Source organism: Agrobacterium sp. GW821-FHT02D03 (genome assembly GCF_059421725.1).
Map to the genome: position 1 here is coordinate 1,236,688 of NZ_JBWKVN010000002.1, position 19,191 is coordinate 1,255,878.

At 56.8% G+C, this 19,191-nt stretch carries 17 protein-coding genes; 7 read left to right on the forward strand and 10 right to left on the reverse strand.

Translation table 11 applies throughout. The features are described 5' to 3' along the window. Positions 1-122: 122 nt before the first annotated feature. The 6 genes from AC07U5_RS19010 to AC07U5_RS19035 all read right to left on the reverse strand — a co-directional run bounded on the left by AC07U5_RS19010 (position 123) and on the right by AC07U5_RS19035 (position 6,452). Complete coding sequence (locus AC07U5_RS19010; RefSeq protein ID WP_494723938.1) at positions 123-1,937, reverse strand: methyl-accepting chemotaxis protein; 1,815 nt, start codon at positions 1,935-1,937, stop codon at positions 123-125. A 174-nt stretch (positions 1,938-2,111) separates the two neighbouring features. Beyond that, positions 2,112-2,654, reverse strand: coding sequence for a chemotaxis protein CheW (locus AC07U5_RS19015; protein WP_494723939.1), 543 nt, complete (start codon positions 2,652-2,654; stop codon positions 2,112-2,114). Beyond that, on the reverse strand, positions 2,651-4,648 hold the full coding sequence (locus tag AC07U5_RS19020) for a chemotaxis protein CheA (RefSeq protein WP_062424061.1): 1,998 nt from the start codon (positions 4,646-4,648) through the stop codon (positions 2,651-2,653). Before AC07U5_RS19020 ends, AC07U5_RS19015 begins: the two co-directional genes overlap by 4 nt. After that, complete coding sequence (locus AC07U5_RS19025; protein ID WP_113175918.1) at positions 4,645-5,013, reverse strand: response regulator; 369 nt, start codon at positions 5,011-5,013, stop codon at positions 4,645-4,647. Before AC07U5_RS19025 ends, AC07U5_RS19020 begins: the two co-directional genes overlap by 4 nt. Further along, complete coding sequence (locus AC07U5_RS19030; RefSeq protein ID WP_062441850.1) at positions 5,014-5,325, reverse strand: STAS domain-containing protein; 312 nt, start codon at positions 5,323-5,325, stop codon at positions 5,014-5,016. Beyond that, positions 5,322-6,452, reverse strand: a complete 1,131-nt coding sequence (locus AC07U5_RS19035; protein WP_494723940.1) for an HD-GYP domain-containing protein — start codon at positions 6,450-6,452, stop codon at positions 5,322-5,324. The genes AC07U5_RS19030 and AC07U5_RS19035 overlap by 4 nt, the downstream gene beginning before the upstream one ends. A 655-nt stretch (positions 6,453-7,107) precedes the next feature. On the opposite strand from AC07U5_RS19035, the gene AC07U5_RS19040 reads away from it, so the two are divergent. The 6 genes from AC07U5_RS19040 to AC07U5_RS19065 all read left to right on the forward strand — a co-directional run bounded on the left by AC07U5_RS19040 (position 7,108) and on the right by AC07U5_RS19065 (position 13,471). Then, on the forward strand, positions 7,108-8,343 hold the full coding sequence (locus tag AC07U5_RS19040; RefSeq protein WP_113226333.1) for an ABC transporter substrate-binding protein: 1,236 nt from the start codon (positions 7,108-7,110) through the stop codon (positions 8,341-8,343). A 137-nt stretch (positions 8,344-8,480) separates the two neighbouring features. Next, complete coding sequence (locus AC07U5_RS19045; RefSeq protein ID WP_062424065.1) at positions 8,481-9,383, forward strand: carbohydrate ABC transporter permease; 903 nt, start codon at positions 8,481-8,483, stop codon at positions 9,381-9,383. After that, positions 9,376-10,317: a carbohydrate ABC transporter permease gene (locus AC07U5_RS19050; protein WP_062424066.1), complete on the forward strand. Its 942-nt coding sequence runs from the start codon at positions 9,376-9,378 to the stop codon at positions 10,315-10,317. Before AC07U5_RS19045 ends, AC07U5_RS19050 begins: the two co-directional genes overlap by 8 nt. A gap of 4 nt (positions 10,318-10,321) precedes the next feature. Beyond that, the gene (locus tag AC07U5_RS19055) at positions 10,322-11,410 is read left to right on the forward strand and encodes an ABC transporter ATP-binding protein (RefSeq protein ID WP_113265372.1); all 1,089 of its coding nucleotides are present in this window, start codon (positions 10,322-10,324) and stop codon (positions 11,408-11,410) included. A 43-nt stretch (positions 11,411-11,453) separates the two neighbouring features. Beyond that, complete coding sequence (locus AC07U5_RS19060; RefSeq protein ID WP_113265371.1) at positions 11,454-12,215, forward strand: sugar phosphate isomerase/epimerase family protein; 762 nt, start codon at positions 11,454-11,456, stop codon at positions 12,213-12,215. Positions 12,216-12,337: 122 nt separating this feature from the next. Further along, complete coding sequence (locus AC07U5_RS19065) at positions 12,338-13,471, forward strand: Gfo/Idh/MocA family protein (protein ID WP_494723941.1); 1,134 nt, start codon at positions 12,338-12,340, stop codon at positions 13,469-13,471. A 100-nt stretch (positions 13,472-13,571) separates the two neighbouring features. On the opposite strand, the gene AC07U5_RS19070 is transcribed toward AC07U5_RS19065, so the two are convergent. Then, the gene (locus tag AC07U5_RS19070) at positions 13,572-14,354 is read right to left on the reverse strand and encodes an alpha/beta fold hydrolase (RefSeq protein ID WP_113265369.1); all 783 of its coding nucleotides are present in this window, start codon (positions 14,352-14,354) and stop codon (positions 13,572-13,574) included. Between the two features lie 139 nt (positions 14,355-14,493). Between AC07U5_RS19070 and AC07U5_RS19075 the strand changes: the two genes are divergently transcribed. Further along, the gene (locus AC07U5_RS19075) at positions 14,494-14,961 is read left to right on the forward strand and encodes a MarR family winged helix-turn-helix transcriptional regulator (protein ID WP_111847026.1); all 468 of its coding nucleotides are present in this window, start codon (positions 14,494-14,496) and stop codon (positions 14,959-14,961) included. A gap of 84 nt (positions 14,962-15,045) precedes the next feature. On the opposite strand, the gene AC07U5_RS19080 is transcribed toward AC07U5_RS19075, so the two are convergent. From AC07U5_RS19080 to AC07U5_RS19090, 3 genes are all read right to left on the reverse strand, one after another. Beyond that, positions 15,046-17,541, reverse strand: coding sequence for a TonB-dependent receptor (locus tag AC07U5_RS19080; protein WP_494723942.1), 2,496 nt, complete (start codon positions 17,539-17,541; stop codon positions 15,046-15,048). Positions 17,542-17,631: 90 nt separating this feature from the next. Continuing rightward, the gene (locus AC07U5_RS19085; protein ID WP_494723943.1) at positions 17,632-18,582 is read right to left on the reverse strand and encodes a FecR family protein; all 951 of its coding nucleotides are present in this window, start codon (positions 18,580-18,582) and stop codon (positions 17,632-17,634) included. After that, entirely contained in the window at positions 18,579-19,103 is a 525-nt protein-coding gene (locus AC07U5_RS19090) for an RNA polymerase sigma factor (protein WP_062424073.1), read from the reverse strand. The genes AC07U5_RS19085 and AC07U5_RS19090 overlap by 4 nt, the downstream gene beginning before the upstream one ends. Between the last annotated feature and the right edge of the window lie 88 nt (positions 19,104-19,191).

Sequence of the window (19,191 nt, forward strand, 5' to 3'; positions counted from 1 at the left end):
TGGATCCTTAAACATGGCGGCAGGCGACGGAACGAGGAAGCTCAGATGCTGGGAGTCTTGCTCGGGTCTGGCGGGTGGGTGACGAGGAGCCTGGGCCTTCAGTCCGAGGCTCCTCGCAAATCTTAGGCGCTTTCGCGGAAGTCCTGATCGTTTGCGTCCGGGCCACCCATCGACATGTCGAGTGCGAAGCCGTTGGCGCGGGCCTGCTGGGCGTGGACAGATTGCGACGGGGCAGGGCGACGAACCGGGGCAGCAGATTTCGCCGCAGGACGGTGCGCAACCGAGGCAGCCGCTGCGCGAGCCGGGGCGGGGCGACCATTTGTATTGGCACGCTCGACCTTGAAGAAGGCGATGCTGGCCTGAAGCTCTTCGGCCTGTGCGGCCAGTTCTTCCGAGGTGGCGGACATCTCTTCGGAAGCACCGGAGTTCTGCTGCGTCACCTTGTCGAGCTGCTGGATCGCTTCGTTGATCTGGCTTGCTCCGATATCCTGCTCGCGGCAGGCTGCAGAAATCTCAGCCACCAGTTCCGCCGTCTTGCGGATATCTGGAACCAGACGGTTCAGCATATCGCCAGCTTCTGTCGCAACCTGAACTGTCTCGCCGGAGAGCGAGGAGATTTCAGCGGCGGCCGCCTGGCTGCGTTCTGCCAGCTTGCGCACTTCAGAAGCGACGACCGCGAAGCCCTTGCCATGTTCACCGGCGCGTGCAGCTTCGACAGCAGCGTTCAGTGCCAGAAGATCGGTCTGACGCGCGATTTCCTGAACGATGGAGATCTTATCGGCAATGGTCCGCATGGCGACCACAGCACGGCCGACGGCTTCACCGCTGGCCTCGGCATCCTTGGAGGACTGGCGAGCTATCTTCTCGGTCTGGGCCGCATTGTCGGCGTTCTGCTTGATGTTGGCGGCCATTTCTTCCATCGAAGCGGAGGCTTCTTCGGCAGAGGATGCCTGTTCGGTCGCACCCTGTGACAGCTGTTCGGAAGACGAAGACAGTTCCTGGCTACCGGAGGAGACGTTATCGGCTGCGGCAAGCGCGTCGCCGACGACACCACGCAGGCGTTCGACCATTTTTTCAAGCGAGATACCGAGGGTGTCCTTGTCCGAAAGCGGCTTCGGCGTCACGGTCAGGTCGCCGTCGGCAATCTGGTTTGCCACACTGGCCGTATTGCGAAGGTTGGCCGTCATCACATTGATGCGTTCGACAAGGTCCTTGATCTCGTCATTGGTCTTGATCTCGACGTTCTTGTCGAGATCACCAACCGCGACAGCTTCAGCAACCGCCATGATCTTGCGCAGACCGGTGTTGATGCCGAGCGCGATCCAGGTTGCGATGATCAGGCTTCCGAGAACTGCCGATGCAACGGCGATGATCATGATCAGACGAACCTGCTCATAGGTAGCCTGGCTGCCGGCAAGCATCGTGTCGACCCGTTCGAGCTGAACACGCACGAGGTCTTTGGTGTTAGTACCGATAGTCAGTGCGAGAGCGCGCATCTGACCGTTCGAGAATTCAATGGCACTCTGCCTGTTCCCAGCTGCCAAGAGGTCCTTCAACTTTACGGACTCTCCGTCGAACTTCTCGAAGTTCTCGATCACGGCAGCCCAGTAAGGCCTGCCCTGTTCCGAAGCCTGCGACAGGCCGGTGCGGCCCAGGTCGAGGGTCGTTGTCGTCAGATCATCCGCGATTTTCATGTAGCGAGCGGTACCGTCAGCACCGCTTTCGAGCAGCGCGTTCTTCTGCTGGCGAATGATTTCAGAGAGATTGCGATCGATCTGGAGCGCGTATTGCAGGCGCTTCTCCGGGCCGTTTGCCAGTTCGCCGATCGCTTGATTGACCGTGCCAAGGCTGTTGATGCTGTAGAACGACAAGCCAGCAAGAACCATCAGGATAATGCCGAATGCCAGCGTCAGTTTGAGTTTAATCGTAAATCGCATTTTGCCCCCTCAAGTAATGCGCAAGGCGCATCAGGTGTTTGCTGACCCGAAAGATCCATTTTCTTTCGGTGTGCCGTCTCGTTAGCTTCCACGCGTCCGGTTGGGCGCAGGGAAAGTGTCATTCACGCCTTTCGGCGCCCGCTTAATCGTCGGTCCCTGTCGACGTCGCGGACGTCATGCCTTTCCAAGTTCCACGACATTGCCCTGCGCGCCGATCTTTCCGGGCAAGCTTTCTCGCTGCGCCGAGAAAATCGCGATCAGGTTCGGCATGATGACGAACTCGGCCCCGCGCTTGATCAGGCAGTTGATGTAGTCGGGTCGCCACCGCATCCCGACGCTGGGCGGCGCCTCGCTGGCGGACTTGGAAAAGGTCGTCACTTCGTAGACCTTGTCGGTTCTAAGCCCGACCAGCGTCTGTTCGCCTTCCAGCGAAACCTCGATGACGATGATACGACTGTCGATGGTCTTCTCCGCCGCATGCATGCCGAAGGCGAGACGGATGTCCGCCAGCGGAATGACCTTGCCGCGAAAATTGATGACGCTCGACACGAAAGCCTTGGCGCCCGGAACGGCCGTTTCAGGCAGAAGGTCGAGGATTTCCTGAACCTGTGCGGCCTCGATGGCAAAGGTCTCGCCTTCGATCGAAAATGTCAGAACTTCAATGTCTTGGCGTTCGGCCCAGAAGTCTACGGGCTGTTTCAAAAGCGGCTGGTTCATCCGGCAATGCGCATCTGCGCCTCCTGTTGCTGGCCTGCCGCAACCAGGTGTGCGACGTCGAGAATGAGAGCGACGCTGCCGTCTCCAAGAATGGTGGCGCCCGAGAAGGTCGCAACATCGTGGTGCAGCTTGGACATGGCTTTGATGACGGTCTGGTGATCGCCGATGATCTGGTCGACGACGAGACCCACACGTTCCGACCCGGTGGAAATGACCACCACCTTCTGGAACTGATCCGGCTTCGTGCCGCTCTGGAAAAGCTCACGCAGGCGGATGAACGGCACCAGGCTTTCACGCAGCGAAATGAACGAGCGACCGCGAGATTTGACGTCGTCTTCCGGCGACAGTTCCAGGCACTCTTCGACTGCCGAGAGCGGTATGACGTAGCAGCCATGGCCGACGCGAACGAGCAGGCCGTCGATAATTGCAAGGGTGAGCGGAATGGCGAGCGATACTTCTGAGCCAGCACCCGGTGCGCTGGTGATGTTGATCGTGCCGCGTAGCGCCTCGATCGTCTTCTTGACGACATCCATGCCGACGCCGCGGCCGGAAAGGTTCGTAACCTGGGCTGCCGTCGAGAAGCCTGGCTCGAATATCATCTGCAGGAGTTCTTGATCTGTCAGGGTTGCGCCCGGGGCCACGAGCCCTGAGGATTCCGCCTTGGCACGAACCCGCTCACGGTTGATGCCACGACCGTCGTCCTTAATGGTGATGATGACATCCCCACCGGTTTGGCGCGCGACAAGTGAAACATGTCCGACCGGGTCCTTGCCGGCAGCTATGCGCTCTTCCGGTGTTTCCAGGCCGTGATCGCAGGAGTTGCGAACAAGGTGGACGAGTGGATCGGCAAGCCGTTCGATCACGGCCTTATCGACTTCAGTGCTTTCGCCCTCGGTGATCAGCTCGATCTGTTTGCCGGTTTCGCGCGCCAGATCATGCGTCAGGCGGCGGAAGCGGCTGAAGAGCTGGGCGATCGGCACCATGCGAAGCACCATCATCGTGTCGCGAAGCTCGCCCGAAAGCCGCTCCACATCTTCGGAGACGGCGCGCAGGTGAATGTCGACGCTGGTGTTGGCGAGCTGCGACAGACGCGACTGAGCGATAACAAGCTCGCCGACGCGGTCCATCAATTCATCGAGCCGTTCAGCCGGGACGCGTACATTCTCAGCGGCTCTTCCCTGCTTGCCATCGGTGGCCGCCTGAACAAGCTGCGGATTGGCCTTGGCGGCTTCTTCGACAGGTGACGGCGGGGGCACGATTTCCTGGGAAGCCGAGGTGTCCTCCACCTGCGTGATCTCAAGCTCCATATCGTCCATGACGAAGATGAAGACGTCATCGATGGCCGAACGGGGCTGCTCGGTCGTCAAGGTCACTGACCAGCCGACATAAAGCTGCGTGGGGTCGATTTCCCCAAGAGGAGGAATGGCGCCTGTGTTGGCGATGATGGAGCATTCGCCTAGCTCAGCCAGCTCGTTGAGCAGGCCGAGTGGGTTGGTGCCATTGGCCATCGCGTTCTCAGGAAGACGGAAGGTGATCGTCCACGTCGCGCCAGAGGTTTTTGGCGCCGGAACAGCAGCGGTCGCCTTCGAAGCCGACTGGGCAACTGCCTTCTTACCAGCGCCTTCGCCGACAGCAGCCTGCAACTTGGCCAGCAACCGATCGCCGGTTTCAGGAAAAGCAGTCGCTGGATTGTCCACCAACCGTCGCATGTGGTCCTGGGCTTCCAGAACGGCAGCGATCAACTCGCTGGTGGCAGGAACTTCGCCCTTGCGAACACGGTCGAAGGCCGTCTCGCAGTGATGGGTAAAGGCAGCGAGTGCCTCGAAGCCGAACATTGCGCCGGACCCTTTTAAGGTATGCAGACCGCGAAACACGGCATCAATCTGACTTTGATTGGATAGATCATGCAAGAGGTCGAGAAGCCCGCTTTCGATCTGCTCGAAAAGCTCGGCGGCCTCCGTCCTGAAAACCTGAATTGGGTCCAGCAGCGTCATTTACCAAGTACCTTTCTGACAATCTTCACGAGGTTTTCCGGGTCGAAAGGCTTGGTCACCCAACCGGTGGCGCCGGCTGCCTTGGCGCGCGCCTTCATGTCGGCATCGGATTCGGTCGTCAGGAAGATGATCGGCACGCCGGTATGGGCTGGCGACTGGCGCAGCGCCTCGATCATCTCCAGACCATTCATGTTCGGCATGTTGAGGTCGGTGACGATAAGATCGAAGGGAGCGCCCTTTGCTTTCGCAAGTCCGTCGGCCCCGTCTACAGCTTCGGTTACCTGATAACCGGCATTGGTGAGGGCGATCTTCGTCGTCATGCGAATGCTTGCGGAATCGTCCACGGTAAGAATGTTGGCGCTCATTTAGATGTCCTTTCCATGCAGCCAGAAGAGGCGCGAAGCCTCGTCCATGTTCTCAAGAAAACCAGCGCGTCCCAGCGTTTCCACGACGCTTTTGCCGGCTGGCTTCTTCAAAGTGATGAATTTGCCCTGCTCGCGGGCGTAAAGACGGGACGACTCGACGAGCTGGACGAAGCTCAGATCGACGGATGCGTCCTCGGGTATGTCCAGCACGACAGCGCTGCTTTCCTGAAATGCGGAAAGCAGGGTCTCGTGAATCGCGGTGATCCCCCTGATCGACAGGGATGAGGGAAGAGTGACTGTTTCAGGGGTCATCGGCTTTCCTGGGTGTTTTCGGTTTGAACGCGCCCTTCGGGAGAAAGGGAGAGTGTGTCGATGAGGCTCGCTGCCAGCGCTGGCGGTTCGACCTGCGCCTTGCTGCCATTTGTCATCAGTGTCTGGACGGCGGGCCACTGCCGATCGAATGCTGCGACGCAGTCCGGATCGAAGTGTAACCCGCTGTTTTCAAGGATGTGGTTGCGAGCAGCCTCGATCTCCCACGCCTTTTTATAGGGGCGTTTGGTGCAAAGCGCTTCGAAGACATCTGCAACCGCGACGATCCGTGCTACGAGCGGAATGTCCTTGCCCTTAATGCCTTTCGGATATCCGGTGCCGTCCCACTTCTCGTGATGGCCACCTGCAATGGCTTCGGCGATCTGCAGAAGACGCGACGTTCCATTGCCAAGCAGACTGACGCCGAACTCGACATGCTTGCGCATTTCGGCAATTTCGTTGTCATCGAGTTTGCCCGGCTTCTGCAAAATACAGTCGGCAATGCCAATCTTGCCGACATCGTGAAGCGGCGCCACGAGATAGATCATCCGGCAAGTTTCTTTGTCGAGCCCGAGGTCTGCCGCAATCAACTGGCTGATCTTCGCGACCCGGGAAATGTGGTCGCCCGTTGCGCCATCGCGAAACTCGATCGCCCTTGCAAGGCGCCAGATGATTTCTTCTTCGCGCGCAACCAGTTCCTGGGTCGCACGGGTGACCTCCTCTTCAAGCCGGGTCGCCTGACGCGAGAGCTCGAGGTGGGCTTTGCGGAGCTGCAGGAGATTGGTCGCGCGGGCCTGAAGCTCGATGGCGTCGAAGGGCTTGGATACGAACTCGGTAGCACCGGCTTCGATAGCTGCGATAAGGACTTCGCGCTGGCGCTCTGCCGTCACCATGACGATCGGTACGAGATCGTATTCGGGCGATTGCTTCAGCGCCTTGATGACATCGATGCCCGTATGGCCAGGCATCATGTAGTCGATGAAGATCAGATCCACAGGATTGGCGAGGCAATAGGTTAGCGCCGCCTCCGGCGCCATAAATGGAATAAGTTCAATACCTTCAATATTGCTCAGAGATGATTGAAGAGCAAAGAGTGCGGACCGGCTATCGTCTACGAGTACTACCTTCACCGTGGCTCCAGGCATTCGGCAGGGAACAGCATTCCGTTCTCCGGTTTTGAGGCCGAAGCGGGCGTTCATGATGATGAGGACATTTGGAAAACCGGGCTTGCGTCATGCGCCCATTGCGACCGCCGCATGCAGGCCGAAAATGTCGTTAGAACACGCAATCGGGCCACGGTTGTCAAAATCTATTTAATAGAACGATGGTTAAGGGCGCGTTAAAACCCAGGCGCCATGGTTTTTTATTTCTAAAAGAAAAAGATCAATAAATAGAATAAGATGAGTCTGTATTTAATATAAGGAATATGCGTCTCTGCCAGCCTAGTAAAAAATGTACGAAGTGAAAAAGGACCAAGGGGAAAGTCAAATATACATGAGTAATATTTCATATTTAAAGCGATTTTTTTATTTATTTATATATTTTAATGTTTGACGTGGCCTATGAAGTTTTTGCGTGCAGCGACGAGTGGGGGAAAACGTAGGCTCCCCGGCGAAGGAAGCCTCATTCCTCCCAAATCCTGCTGATTCATCCAGTGATTTTCGAGTTAAATAATTGAATATAATTGCATTTTTAGAAAGTTAAAATTTCGCGTCTTGCCCAGTTGCGCAACCAATATGATTCGCATACGGTCTTACGGCAACGTTTCAGTGAGGGAGGAGACTCATGCGCATTCGTTCTATCCTGACCGCTTTGGCGGCAAGTGTTATGCTGCCGGCGGGTATAGCCGCAGCAACGGATCTTGAAGTAACGCATTGGTGGACATCGGGCGGCGAAGCTGCTGCCGTAGCCGAGCTTGCCAAGGCATTTGATGCAACCGGAAACAAGTGGGTGGATGGCGCGATTGCGGGTTCCGGCGGCACTGCCCGCCCGATCATGATCAGCCGCATCACCGGCGGCGATCCCATGGGTGCCACGCAGTTCAACCATGGACGACAGGCTGAAGAGCTTGTCCAGGCTGGTCTGATGCGTGATCTCACCGACGTTGCCACGAAGGGTAACTGGAAAGATGTGATCAAGCCGGCAAGCCTGCTCGACAGCTGCACTATCGACGGCAAGATCTATTGCGCGCCGGTGAACATCCACTCCTGGCAGTGGCTGTGGCTTTCCAATGCGGCCTTCAAGAAGGCTGGCGTCGAAGTTCCGAAGAACTGGAATGAATTCATCGCGGCTGGTCCTGCGTTGCAGAAGGCCGGTATCCAGCCTCTCGCACTTGGGGGTCAGGCATGGCAGGCGAACGGCCTGTTCGATACGCTTGTTCTGTCACTCGGCGGCAAGGATCTCTACGAGAAGGTTTACAAGGACAAGGATGCCGAGGCCGCAGCCGGACCGGAAATGGCGAAGATTTTCGCTGCCGCCGATGCCGCCCGCAAGCTTGCCAAGGGCTCCAATGTTCAGGACTGGAACCAGGCCACCAACATGGTCATCACCGGCAAGGCCGGCGGCCAGGTCATGGGTGACTGGGCGCAGGGTGAGTTCCAGCTGGCAGGTCAAAAGGCCGGCACGGATTATTCCTGCCTGCCGGGTCTTGGTCTCAACGAATATCTGACGACCGGTGGCGATGCCTTCTACTTTCCGCTCTTGAAGGATGAAGCCAAGTCCAAGGCGCAGGAAGTGCTGGCCGAAACCATCGTCGATCCGAAGACGCAGGTTGCCTTTAACCTGAAGAAGGGCTCGCTGCCGATCCGTGGGGACGTCGATCTCAATGCGGCGAACGACTGCATGAAGAAGGGTCTTGCCATTCTCGCCAAGGGTAACGCCCTGACGAGCACCGACCAGCTGATTTCTGCTGACTCGCAGAAGCAGAAGGAAGACCTGATGGCGGAGTTCTTCGCCAATGAATCGCTGACCGCTGAGCAGGCGCAGAAGCGCTTCGCTGACATCATCTCTTCGGCGGACTGATTATCAATCGCAAGGCATCGGCGGGCGAAATCCCGCCGATGCCGCGAAACCTCATGAGTGCGCAGTCGGGCGCTCGTCGAGATATCTTTCGGATATTGCTCAACAGATGTCCGGAGCAACGATTGATAGGAGGGCATATGGCCGTAAAGAGCCATTCTGGACGTCCAAATCAGCTGTTTCGCAATCTGAACTCGAAGATTGCATCCATCCCCCTGATCTTGACCTCCATGGTCATTTTTCTGGGCGGCACGATCTGGACCGTTGTTTATTCCTTTACCAACTCCAAGCTCCTGCCAAGGACGACCTTCGTCGGCTTTGATCAGTATGAGCGTCTGTGGGCCGCACCGCGCTGGATCATATCGATCCAGAACCTTGCCATTTACGGCATCCTGTCCCTGATCTTCAGCCTGGTGATCGGCTTTCTGCTGGCCGCACTGATGGACCAGAAAATCCGGTTCGAAAATACGTTCAGAACGATCTTCCTTTATCCCTTTGCTCTGTCCTTCATCGTGACGGGCCTCGTCTGGCAGTGGCTGCTCAACCCGGAATTCGGCATTCAGTCGGTCGTGCGTTCGCTCGGCTGGGAAAGCTTCACCTTCGATCCGCTCTATAATTCGCAGATCGTGATCTACGGCATCCTGATCGCAGCGCTCTGGCAGGGCACGGGCCTCGTCATGTGCCTGATGCTCGCGGGGCTTCGCGGCATCGACGAGGATATCTGGAAGGCGGCGCGTGTGGACGGCATTCCCATGTGGAAGACCTACCTGCTCATCGTCATTCCGATGATGCGGCCTGTCTTCATCACAACGCTTGTCATTATCGCCAGCGGCATCGTCAAGGTCTACGACCTCGTCGTGGCGCAGACCAGCGGCGGTCCGGGTATAGCCTCGGAAGTGCCGGCGAAATATGTCTATGACTACATGTTCCAGGCCCAGAACCTGGGGCAGGGCTTTGCCGCCTCGACCATGATGCTGCTCACCGTTGCCATCATTATCGTTCCATGGGCCTATCTCGAATTCGGAGGGCGCAAGCGTGGCTAACATTAGCACTCTCAACACCGTCGCTGCCGGTGCAGATGCCGTCTCGGATCAGTTGAGCGGACCGCGCGGCCGTAAACCCCGCAAGAGACTGTCGCGCCGCAACATCATCCTCTACGGCACGCTGATCGTCGCAGCGCTCTATTATCTCCTGCCGCTCTACGTGATGGTTGTGACGTCGCTGAAGGGCATGCCGGAGATCCGTCTCGGCAACATCTTCGCGCCGCCGGTGGAAATCACCTTCGAGCCGTGGGTCAAGGCCTGGGCGAATGCCTGCACCGGGCTGAATTGCGACGGGCTTTCCCGCGGCTTCTGGAATTCCGTGCGCATCATGATCCCGTCCACCATCGTCTCGATCCTGATCGCCTCGATCAGTGGCTATGCGCTGGCGAACTGGAAGTTCAAGGGTTCTGAGTTCTTCTTCTCGGTCCTGATCATTGGTGCCTTCATTCCCTATCAGGTCATGATCTATCCGATCGTCATCGTGCTGCGTGAAATGGGCATCTACGGCACGCTGACGGGTCTCATCATGGTTCATACCATCTTCGGCATGCCGATCCTGACCCTGCTGTTCCGCAACTATTTCGCGGGGCTGCCGGAAGAGCTCTTCAAAGCCGCACGCATCGATGGCGCCAATTTCTGGCAGATCTATTTCCGCATCATGCTGCCCATGTCGATGCCGATCTTCGTCGTCGCCATGATCCTTCAGGTCACGGGCATCTGGAACGACTTCCTCTTCGGCGTCGTGTTCACAAGGCCTGAATACTATCCGATGACCGTTCAGCTGAACAACATCGTCAACTCGGTTCAGGGCGTAAAGGAATACAACGTCAACATGGCTGCAACGCTGCTGACGGGTGCCGTTCCTCTTTTCGTTTACTTCGTTTCAGGCCGACTTTTTGTGCGCGGCATCGCCGCAGGCGCAGTCAAAGGGTAAGTTCATGAATAAAAGCGTTTCCATTCGGGATTTGTCTCTGTCGTTTGGCGCGGTCAACGTGCTGTCCACGCTCAATCTCGATATCTATGATGGCGAGTTTCTCGTTCTTCTTGGCTCGTCGGGCTGCGGCAAGTCCACTTTGCTCAATTGCATCGCCGGACTTCTGGAGCCGACCGAGGGCCAGATCTTCATCAAGGATCGCAACGTCACCTGGGAAGAGCCGAAGGATCGTGGCATCGGCATGGTCTTCCAATCCTATGCGCTTTACCCGCAGATGACGGTAGAGAAGAACCTGTCCTTCGGCTTGCAGGTTGCGAAAGTGCCGAAGGACGAGATCGATCGTCGGGTCAAACGAGCTGCGGGGATTTTGCAGATCGAGCCTCTTTTGAAGCGCAAGCCCGCCGAACTTTCCGGTGGCCAGCGCCAGCGTGTGGCCATCGGCCGTGCACTGGTGCGCGACGTTGACGTCTTCCTCTTCGACGAACCGCTATCCAACCTCGACGCCAAGCTGCGCTCCGAACTGCGTGTGGAAATCAAGCGCCTGCACCAGGCGCTGAAGAACACGATGATCTATGTGACGCACGACCAGATCGAAGCGCTGACCTTGGCCGACCGTATCGCCATCATGAAAGCCGGCGTCATCCAGCAGCTGGATGATCCGGTCTCGATCTATAACCGCCCGAAGAACCTCTTCGTCGCAGGCTTCATCGGCTCTCCGTCGATGAACTTCCTGCGGGGTGAACTGGCCGAAAAAGACGGCAAGGTCGTCTTCGTGACCAATGGCGTGAGCTTCAGCCTCGACGGTTATCAGGCCCTGGCACCGCTCACGGCCGGCAAGCCTGCGGTTCTCGGCGTTCGCCCCGAACATATTCGCGTGGACGCCGATATCATCGGCGGCGAGGTGCATGAGGCCGTAGTCGACATCGAAGAACCGATGGGTGCCGATAACCTCATCTGGCTGAAACATGCAGGCCATACGATATCGGTGCGCGTTGGCGGCCACAGGCGTTTTGCGCCCGGAACCAGGGTCAAGCTCGGTTTTGACATGACCATGGCATCCCTATTCGATGCGGGCACGGAAGACCGCATCTGACCCTATCATCTTCACCATTCGAGCCAAATGTCAGGAGAGACCTATGACCAAACTCGGCTTTCAACTTTACAGCGCGCGCAATTTCCCGCCGCTTTCCGATATTCTCAAGAAGCTGTCTGCAGCAGGCTATTCCCATGTCGAAGGTTTTGGCGGGATCTATGCCAATATGGATGAGGCCGCACTCAAGGGCCTCCGCGCCGACCTGGATGCCAACGGTCTCACCATGCCGACGGGCCATTTCGGTCTCGACATGCTGGAAAATGATCGCGAGCAGTCGCTGAAGGTCGCCAAGACGCTTGGTATCGAGGCGATCTATTGCCCCTATCTCATGCCTGATCAGCGCCCAAGCGATTCAGCCGGCTGGTTTGCCCTCGGCAAGCGACTTCAGGAAGCAGGCAAGCCCTATCGCGATGCCGGCATTTCTTTCGGTTGGCACAACCACGACTTCGAGTTCGCGACCTTGGAAGACGGCTCCACGCCACAGGAGCAGATCCTTGCAGGTGGCCCAGATCTCGAATGGGAAGCCGATATCGCCTGGATTATCCGTGGCAATGCCGATCCTTTTGCCTGGATCGAAAGCTATGGCAAGCGCATCACCGCAGTCCACGTCAAGGACATCGCGCCGGCCGGTGAAAACAAGAATGAAGACGGCTGGTCGGATGTCGGGCACGGCACCGTCGACTGGAAGGGTCTTGTCGCGGCCCTGAAGAACACAGCCGTGAAGTACTACGTGGTCGAGCATGACAATCCAAGCGACGCTGATCGCCTGATCACGCGCTCCATCGAATCCTTCAAGACCTACTAAAACCATTGCGGTGAGCGCCGGTTCGCCGCAATCACCGTTCTATTTTCACGCGTGTCCGGCCAACGAAGCTCACTATCAGTTGGCCGGACACCATCATCGAGACCACTTCGGAGTTACCCATCATGGCCAAGGAACTTGGCGTCGGCATCATCGGATGCGGCAATATTTCAACAACCTATTTTTCGCTGTCTCCGCTCTTCAAGGGGCTGAAGGTGCTTGCTTGCGCGGACTTGAACAGAAGCGCCGCGGAACTGCGTGCCGAAGAATTCGGCGTCAAGGCGCAGTCTATCGAGGAACTGCTCGCGAATGACGAGATCGACTTTGTCGTCAATCTCACCATTCCGGCAGCGCATTTCGAAGTCTCCAAGGCGATCTTGCAAGCCGGAAAGCACGTCTATTCGGAAAAGCCTCTCGTCCTCAGTCTGGAAGAGGGTGAGGAACTGCGCCGCATTGCGAAGGAAAAGAACCTCGCCGTCGGTTGCGCGCCGGACACCTTCCTTGGCGGCGCGCACCAGTTGGCTCGCAAGCACATTGACGAAGGCGGCGTCGGCCGCATCACCTCGGGCACCTGCCATGTGATGAGCCCCGGTATGGAGATGTGGCACCCCAATCCCGGCTTCTTCTTCCTGAAGGGCGGCGGTCCTATCCTCGATCTCGGCCCTTACTACATCGCCAACCTGATCAACCTCATCGGTCCGGTGAAGCGCGTCGGCGCCTTGACCTCCATGGCGAACCCAACCCGGACGGTGACCAGCCAGCCGCTTAACGGCCAGATCATTCCGGTCGAGACGCCCACGAACATCCACGCGCTGCTGGAATTCGTCAATGGCGCGACCATCACATTGTCTGCCAGCTGGGATGTCTGGTCGCACCGTCATGCCAATATGGAGCTTTACGGCACAGAGGGTTCCATCTACGTGCCCGACCCCAACTTCTTTGGCGGCGTGGTCGAGGCCAGCGGTCGCGATAAGGACATCAAGCCGCTAGAAGACTGGGCGCATCCCTTCGGCATTTCCAATCAGGAAAGCCCTAACGGTCCGCGCGCCAACTATCGGACCGCCGGCCTAGCAGACATGGTCATGGCGCTGATCGAAGGCCGGGACGCCCGTTGCTCGTTGGAGCGCTCGCTTCACGGCATCGACGTCATGACCTCGATCCTGAAATCCGGAGAAGAAGGCCGCTTCATCGAGATGACCACCACCTGCACCCAGCCTGCAGCGCTCGGCATCGAAGAAGCGCAGTCTCTGCTGCGATAACATCGGCGGCATTGAAGTGCCCGTGTCGCTGACACGGTATTGCGAGGAACTGACTGCCACCGGGGTCGCGGCTGCGCCCCGGTGGCAGTTTCATTTTGGGTTAATTCTGCTTGGCGGAGACCGCCTTCGCCGCCTGGTCGATCGTGTCGGACACGACCTCCGGCTGGGTCATGAACAGCGCATGGCTGGCCGAAACCTTCGTAATCTTCGCGTTGATGCGCTCGGCCATATGGATCAGCATCGCCTGATCGAAAGCCTTGTCTTCTGTGGCGATCACAGCCCAGCTGGGCTTGCTGTGCCACGCGGCGTTCTTCAACCTTGTGGCAAATGCAGACATGTTGATCGGCACCTGAGAGTCGCGCATGAACGCGACTTCCTGATCGCTCACATCATGAGCAAACCCCGCCTTGAACTTATCGCGGTTAACATAACCGTACCCGTCCTTGGTGATGTCCAAGACGAATTCCGTTGCCGGTGCAAAGCCCTCATACTGTTGGGCCGTGGTTTCGCCAGCGTCTGGCGAAAGGGCCGAGACATAGACCAGGCCCGCCACTTTGGGATCGATGCCGGCCTCAGTGATGACCGTGCCTCCCCAGGAGTGCCCGACCAGGATTGTCGGACCATCCTGTCGGTCCAGCACCCGCCTGGTTGAGGCAACGTCGTCTTCCAGTGAGGTCAATGGATTCTGGACAATGCTGACGCGGTAGCCGCGTTTTGTCAGGTTTTCATAAACGCCTTTCCAGCCGGCGCCATCGGCGAAGGCGCCATGAACCAGAACAACATTCCTGACGATCTGGTTCTCAGGAATGACGTCTGCGGCATGGGCAGATGCTGTGGTTACAAAGGCGGCGGCGATAGCAGTGATCGAGGTCAAGGTCTTCATCGTAATCTCCTTAAATTTGCAATAACTATTATTGCGATAACAATAAACTCACACGGATCTATGGGATCGTCAAGATATTATTTATCGCGATATTGGTTTTTGTCGTAACACCCTGTATATAAAGGGAAAGGAGTTCGATATGGCCACCAAAAGGAATGATCCACCACCCCTCAGCGACCAGCTGTGCTATGCGATCTACAGCGCAGGCATCGCGATCCAGCGCGCCTACAAGCCGCTTCTCGATGAGCTGGGCGTGACATATCCCCAGTACCTCGTGCTCAACGTTCTATGGAGCAAAGACGAGCAGACTGTCGGTGCCATCGCAGCTTCGCTCGCGCTTGAATCCAGCACTCTCACTCCGCTTCTCAAACGTCTGGAAGCGTCGGGCCTGCTACAAAGAACGCGAAACGCCAGCAATGAACGCCAAGTCGTTATCGCATTGACCGATGCGGGCAGGGCGCTGCAGCACAAGGCGGGGTGCCTAAGCGATACGCTGCTGGCGGCGTCGACCCAGACGCCAGAAGCGCTCGCGGCACTGAACCGCGACGTGCGAGGCCTACGAAACGCCATCTATTCGCAGATTGGCGGGTGGGACGAGCCTGCGTGAATTTGGCAGACATGCTGGCTGGATGAACGGTAATGGTGGGTCGCATGCCAACTGGGGATGCACGCCTCGTCCCTTGGTGTGCATTTAGAACTTTCGGCTGACCGAAAGCGTGAAGTTTCTGCCCGCCATCGCCGATACGCCATCGGTGAGATAAGGGCTGTAAAACTTATCAAAGATGTTTTCGACGCCTGCTCTGACTTCCGTTCCTGCCATAAACCCTTCCTTCGGTGTCCATTCCAGGAGAAGTCCGTGGACGGCATAGCCTCCACTTTCAGGCCTCGCGTAAAAGTACCCGGTACCTTGATAGTAAGGTGTGTGCTTCTGTTCGGCGACGAACTGGCCGGTCCAGCGCAGTGACAGTTCGGAGTCTGGAATTCGATAACCTAGCGAAGCATTCACAGTGAGCGGAGCCATATCGCCGGGATAAGTTTTGTCGCCATAAATGTCGTTGATCGCGCCCTTACGGGAGCCATTCATGATGGAAAGACCGAGGCTGCCGAACACGGTGTCCGATTCATAATTCGCTTTCACTTCAACGCCGTAGATACGATAGGATGGCGTGTTCCAATAGAAGGGCACAGGACCTGTCACATTTGCCAGATTGGCACTACCAAATCGTCGGGTGACGGGATCGGTAACGTGATTGTAAAAACCGGATACCGAGGCAGTGAGAGTATCCCCTGAACTCCACACATCGTAAAACTCCTGCGACACACCCACATTGAAGGAGTTATTTCGTTCCGGAAGAAGATCTCTTGATGTTGCAGATGCTTTCGTTGCAATGCTTTGCGACGAATAGAGTTCATCGATAATGGGGGTTCGCATCGCATAGGCCCAGTCGAGAAAAAGTGTTGTGGAAGGCGTCGCTTCCCAACGGCCGCTCAGGGCTGGGGTGAAGCCATTGTAGGAAACCGCCGAGTAATCATGTCCCGCCAAGGGGTTGTTGTATCTCGGAGCGGCATTCGGTTTGCCTTCCATTCTCACGTGGTCGAAGCGAAGTCCCGGAGTGATGAAGAAGCCATCCGTGACTTCGACTTCATCACGAATGAAGGCTGAGATCGATGTCTGTGTGCCTTCAGGCACGATCCAGGACGCATAGTAGCCGTAGTTGTAACTTGGATTGCTGCTGTTCGCGACGTCGTACATCCATGTGTCACGATCATGCATGCCGATCTGGATGCCATAGTTCAAGACGTGCGGAGCATTCAGTATTTCAAGCCTGGACGTGTTCTCTGCCTCAAACTTGATGTCGGAGTATTGGGCGTCATTCTCTTGGCCGCCAAGCGAGGCGCTGGGTGTAAATCCCGGGATGACGGGCCGCGTGCGATGGAGGCTCGTGGAAGAAAAGCTTGCCATTGCTTTGAAATTCACGAGGTCGCTTTCGCCGTCATAGCGGTATTTGAGCGTGGCCGAAAAATCGTCTAAATCGCGAGCAGCCAACGCACGCAGTCGCGCCTGTTGCCTTCCGTACCGATCGATACTGGACTGACTCACGGCAAGATCGCCACGAACGGCTGCCACTGGCCCCCAATCATCGGAGCGTCCGTAGGTGAGGGAAGCGCGGATTTCGTGACCTTCGTAAGCAGCGCCGCCATTGGCGGTGAATGTTGTGAGCCGGTCATTTGATGCGTCATAAACCTCTCCGCCGCCCACGCGCATATTGCCGCTCTTGCGCCAGGTTCCAGACATCAGCCCGTCATAGGTTACTGGCGTGTCGAAATCTGATTGCCCATAGACCATGACGCTCCCTGTTCGCTGATTATTGGCGGTGTGGTAGCTCCCTTTCGTCCATCCTCCAAAGCTTTGGCCGGGCTTCAGCATGTCCTTTGCTGTCTTCGTTTCCATCAGGATGGTGCCACCAAAGCCGCCATTTCCGTAGCGAACCGATGTTGCACCCTTCTGAAGTTCGACGCTCTTGAGGATTTCCGGCTCTATGAAAATGGAACCCTGATCGTAAAGTTCGAAATTTTTCGGAGCACCGTCCAGCAACACCCTGGTATCTGACGGTCTCGCAAACCCGCGTATCACCGTTGTCTGTCCTTGCAATCTTAGGCCGCCCGCGGTCGCCACCCCGGGTGTCCTTTGCAACAATTGCGGAAGCGTACTAGCTTGGGAACGTTCGATATCGGCTGAGTCAAATGCGGCGTTGCCCGGCGCACTTTCGTTGAATTCCCGACCTCTGATCACGATTGTCTTAAGTGTGGTAGCTCCGTCTAGTGATGGAGGCTGGACTGGCTCCGATGCCGGCTCGATCTTGATAGTATCCACAGAGATGTATCGATAGGCCAATCCCCGGCCCGACAATAGCGCTTCAAGCGCATGACGCACGTCCATCTGCCCTTTGATCTCCGGGCTCGTCTTGCCTGTCGTAATCGAAGAATCGAAAAGAATTTGCAGCCCCGATTGAGAGCCTAGGCGGTTGATCGCCGAGCTAAGAGGACCTGCTGGAATGTCAAACGCATCGAACTTCGCTGGCTCTGCAAAGGCATTGCACCCACTCCCAAGCGCAAAACCAATAAGCAACGTCGGCAAGATATAGCTTCGACGTCCCGGTCGAATATTCAGGTGTCCACGGTCCATGGGGAGTCTCCGGATATTGGATGTTTTCATCCCCGGTACGAATGAACATGAGTATTTGGGACATCTTTTTAAGATTTTTCGCTGGCGATATCAGCGCAGGATCGTGAGGTAGGGCGTGAGCTTCAATAGCTTGATATCAAACGCTTTGGCGAAAGACTGAAGAGCCTTGTCAGGATCGCTCATATCGAGGGTCCCAGAGACTATTTTGCTACGCAGTTCGCGGTTTGCGACCAGGATCTTTCCCGGCAAGTACCTACCGACGGTCTCGATAACGTCCGGAAGAGGCTGCTCGTCGAATACCAACCTGCCGCTTTCCCATTCAGTGACGGACTTTGAGTCGACAGGAAAGGTCTCGCTAATTCCGGAGGCTGAAGCAAAATTAACGCCCTCGTTCTCCTTGACGACTTTCACCTGATGCTCATCGTTAAGGCGCACAGCGACGCTGTGGCGGATGACAGCAACCCTTGTTTCGCTCTCCAGCATGTTGACGTCGAAGGCTGTGCCCAAAGCTGTCACGGTCGCACCGTCGGCCTCGACGACGAAGGGCCTTGTCGGGTCTGGCGTAACGTCGACAAGCATCTCGCCGCGCATCAAAATGACACGCCGTTCGTGCTGCGAAAACTGAAACGCTATCGCTGAGTCAGCGTTTAGCACGAGATTGGAACCGTCAGGGGCCCTGAAGGATGCTCGCTGAGCAACGTCCGTGACGTGATCGGCCCGCAAGGTTATCAGCGCATCCGACATGTAAAGATACGAGCCCGCAGCTATCCCAGTCATGACAATGATGGAGGGGAAAACCGTCTTCGAAGGTGGCTTGGACGGAAGAGGAAATCCAAAGTCGCTTTGCGCCGCCGAGAGCCGCTTCGCATCGCCTACGAGACAACGCACACGTTCATAGGCTTTCGCATTGCTCTGGTCTTTGGCTAACCAGGCGTCGAAATCCTTTTTCAACTCTTCATAGTTGGGACGGTCTCGCAATTTCAGAAGCCAATCAATTGCCTCCTCTTCGGCGTTGCCCGTAAGATCTGCGCGATCCGTCAAAGTGTCGGCTCCAGTCGTTGGAGGCAGTGCAGATAAGCCTTTCGCAAATGACGGTCGACCATATTCTTCGTAAGTCCGCTCTTCTTCGAGATCTCAGTCGATGTCAGTCCTCCGACTGCACTTGCGAGAAACACCCGGCGACGCTGCAAAGACAACTCCATGATTGCCTGTTCCAGAATGACGAGCCTCAGGCCTATGTCCGCAGTGTCTTCAGCGCTCTGGCAAGCGTCCGCTACAGTTGCAGCCTCTTCGGAGTTACCAGCAAACAGCCGCTTTTCGAAGTTTGCCCTCCTGAAGTGGTCTATGCCCAGATTGATGCAGGCGCGAATGAGGAATGCTTTTACCGCCGACTGGTTTTCCGGCAGTCGCGGTTTCCCCATAAGCCGCACATAAATATCGTGAACTATGTCCTGCGAGCCGAGAGGCGTGTGTCCTCGCTTGCGCATAGCGCGGCAAAGGTCATCGTAATAGGCTTCCATTGCTGCGTTGATCTGAGACTGAGAAGCAGGTTTGCTCCACATGGGTGGTATCCGACTATTCGCTGAGTTGGGCTCTCATAGAACGGAAATGACGAATCGGCAATTAAATATGACTAAAAAAATCATGTTA

What these genes read in the sequence shown, in the direction of transcription:
- AC07U5_RS19010 (WP_494723938.1), bottom strand. Translation starts at nt 1,937, where the DNA reads ATGCGATTTACGATTAAACTCAAACTGACGCTGGCATTCGGCATTATC.
- AC07U5_RS19015 (WP_494723939.1), bottom strand. Translation starts at nt 2,654, where the DNA reads ATGAACCAGCCGCTTTTGAAACAGCCCGTAGACTTCTGGGCCGAACGC.
- AC07U5_RS19020 (WP_062424061.1), bottom strand. Translation starts at nt 4,648, where the DNA reads ATGACGCTGCTGGACCCAATTCAGGTTTTCAGGACGGAGGCCGCCGAG.
- AC07U5_RS19025 (WP_113175918.1), bottom strand. Translation starts at nt 5,013, where the DNA reads ATGAGCGCCAACATTCTTACCGTGGACGATTCCGCAAGCATTCGCATG.
- AC07U5_RS19030 (WP_062441850.1), bottom strand. Translation starts at nt 5,325, where the DNA reads ATGACCCCTGAAACAGTCACTCTTCCCTCATCCCTGTCGATCAGGGGG.
- AC07U5_RS19040 (WP_113226333.1), top strand. Translation starts at nt 7,108, where the DNA reads ATGCGCATTCGTTCTATCCTGACCGCTTTGGCGGCAAGTGTTATGCTG.
- AC07U5_RS19045 (WP_062424065.1), top strand. Translation starts at nt 8,481, where the DNA reads ATGGCCGTAAAGAGCCATTCTGGACGTCCAAATCAGCTGTTTCGCAAT.
- AC07U5_RS19055 (WP_113265372.1), top strand. Translation starts at nt 10,322, where the DNA reads ATGAATAAAAGCGTTTCCATTCGGGATTTGTCTCTGTCGTTTGGCGCG.
- AC07U5_RS19060 (WP_113265371.1), top strand. Translation starts at nt 11,454, where the DNA reads ATGACCAAACTCGGCTTTCAACTTTACAGCGCGCGCAATTTCCCGCCG.
- AC07U5_RS19065 (WP_494723941.1), top strand. Translation starts at nt 12,338, where the DNA reads ATGGCCAAGGAACTTGGCGTCGGCATCATCGGATGCGGCAATATTTCA.
- AC07U5_RS19070 (WP_113265369.1), bottom strand. Translation starts at nt 14,354, where the DNA reads ATGAAGACCTTGACCTCGATCACTGCTATCGCCGCCGCCTTTGTAACC.
- AC07U5_RS19075 (WP_111847026.1), top strand. Translation starts at nt 14,494, where the DNA reads ATGGCCACCAAAAGGAATGATCCACCACCCCTCAGCGACCAGCTGTGC.
- AC07U5_RS19080 (WP_494723942.1), bottom strand. Translation starts at nt 17,541, where the DNA reads ATGGACCGTGGACACCTGAATATTCGACCGGGACGTCGAAGCTATATC.
- AC07U5_RS19090 (WP_062424073.1), bottom strand. Translation starts at nt 19,103, where the DNA reads ATGTGGAGCAAACCTGCTTCTCAGTCTCAGATCAACGCAGCAATGGAA.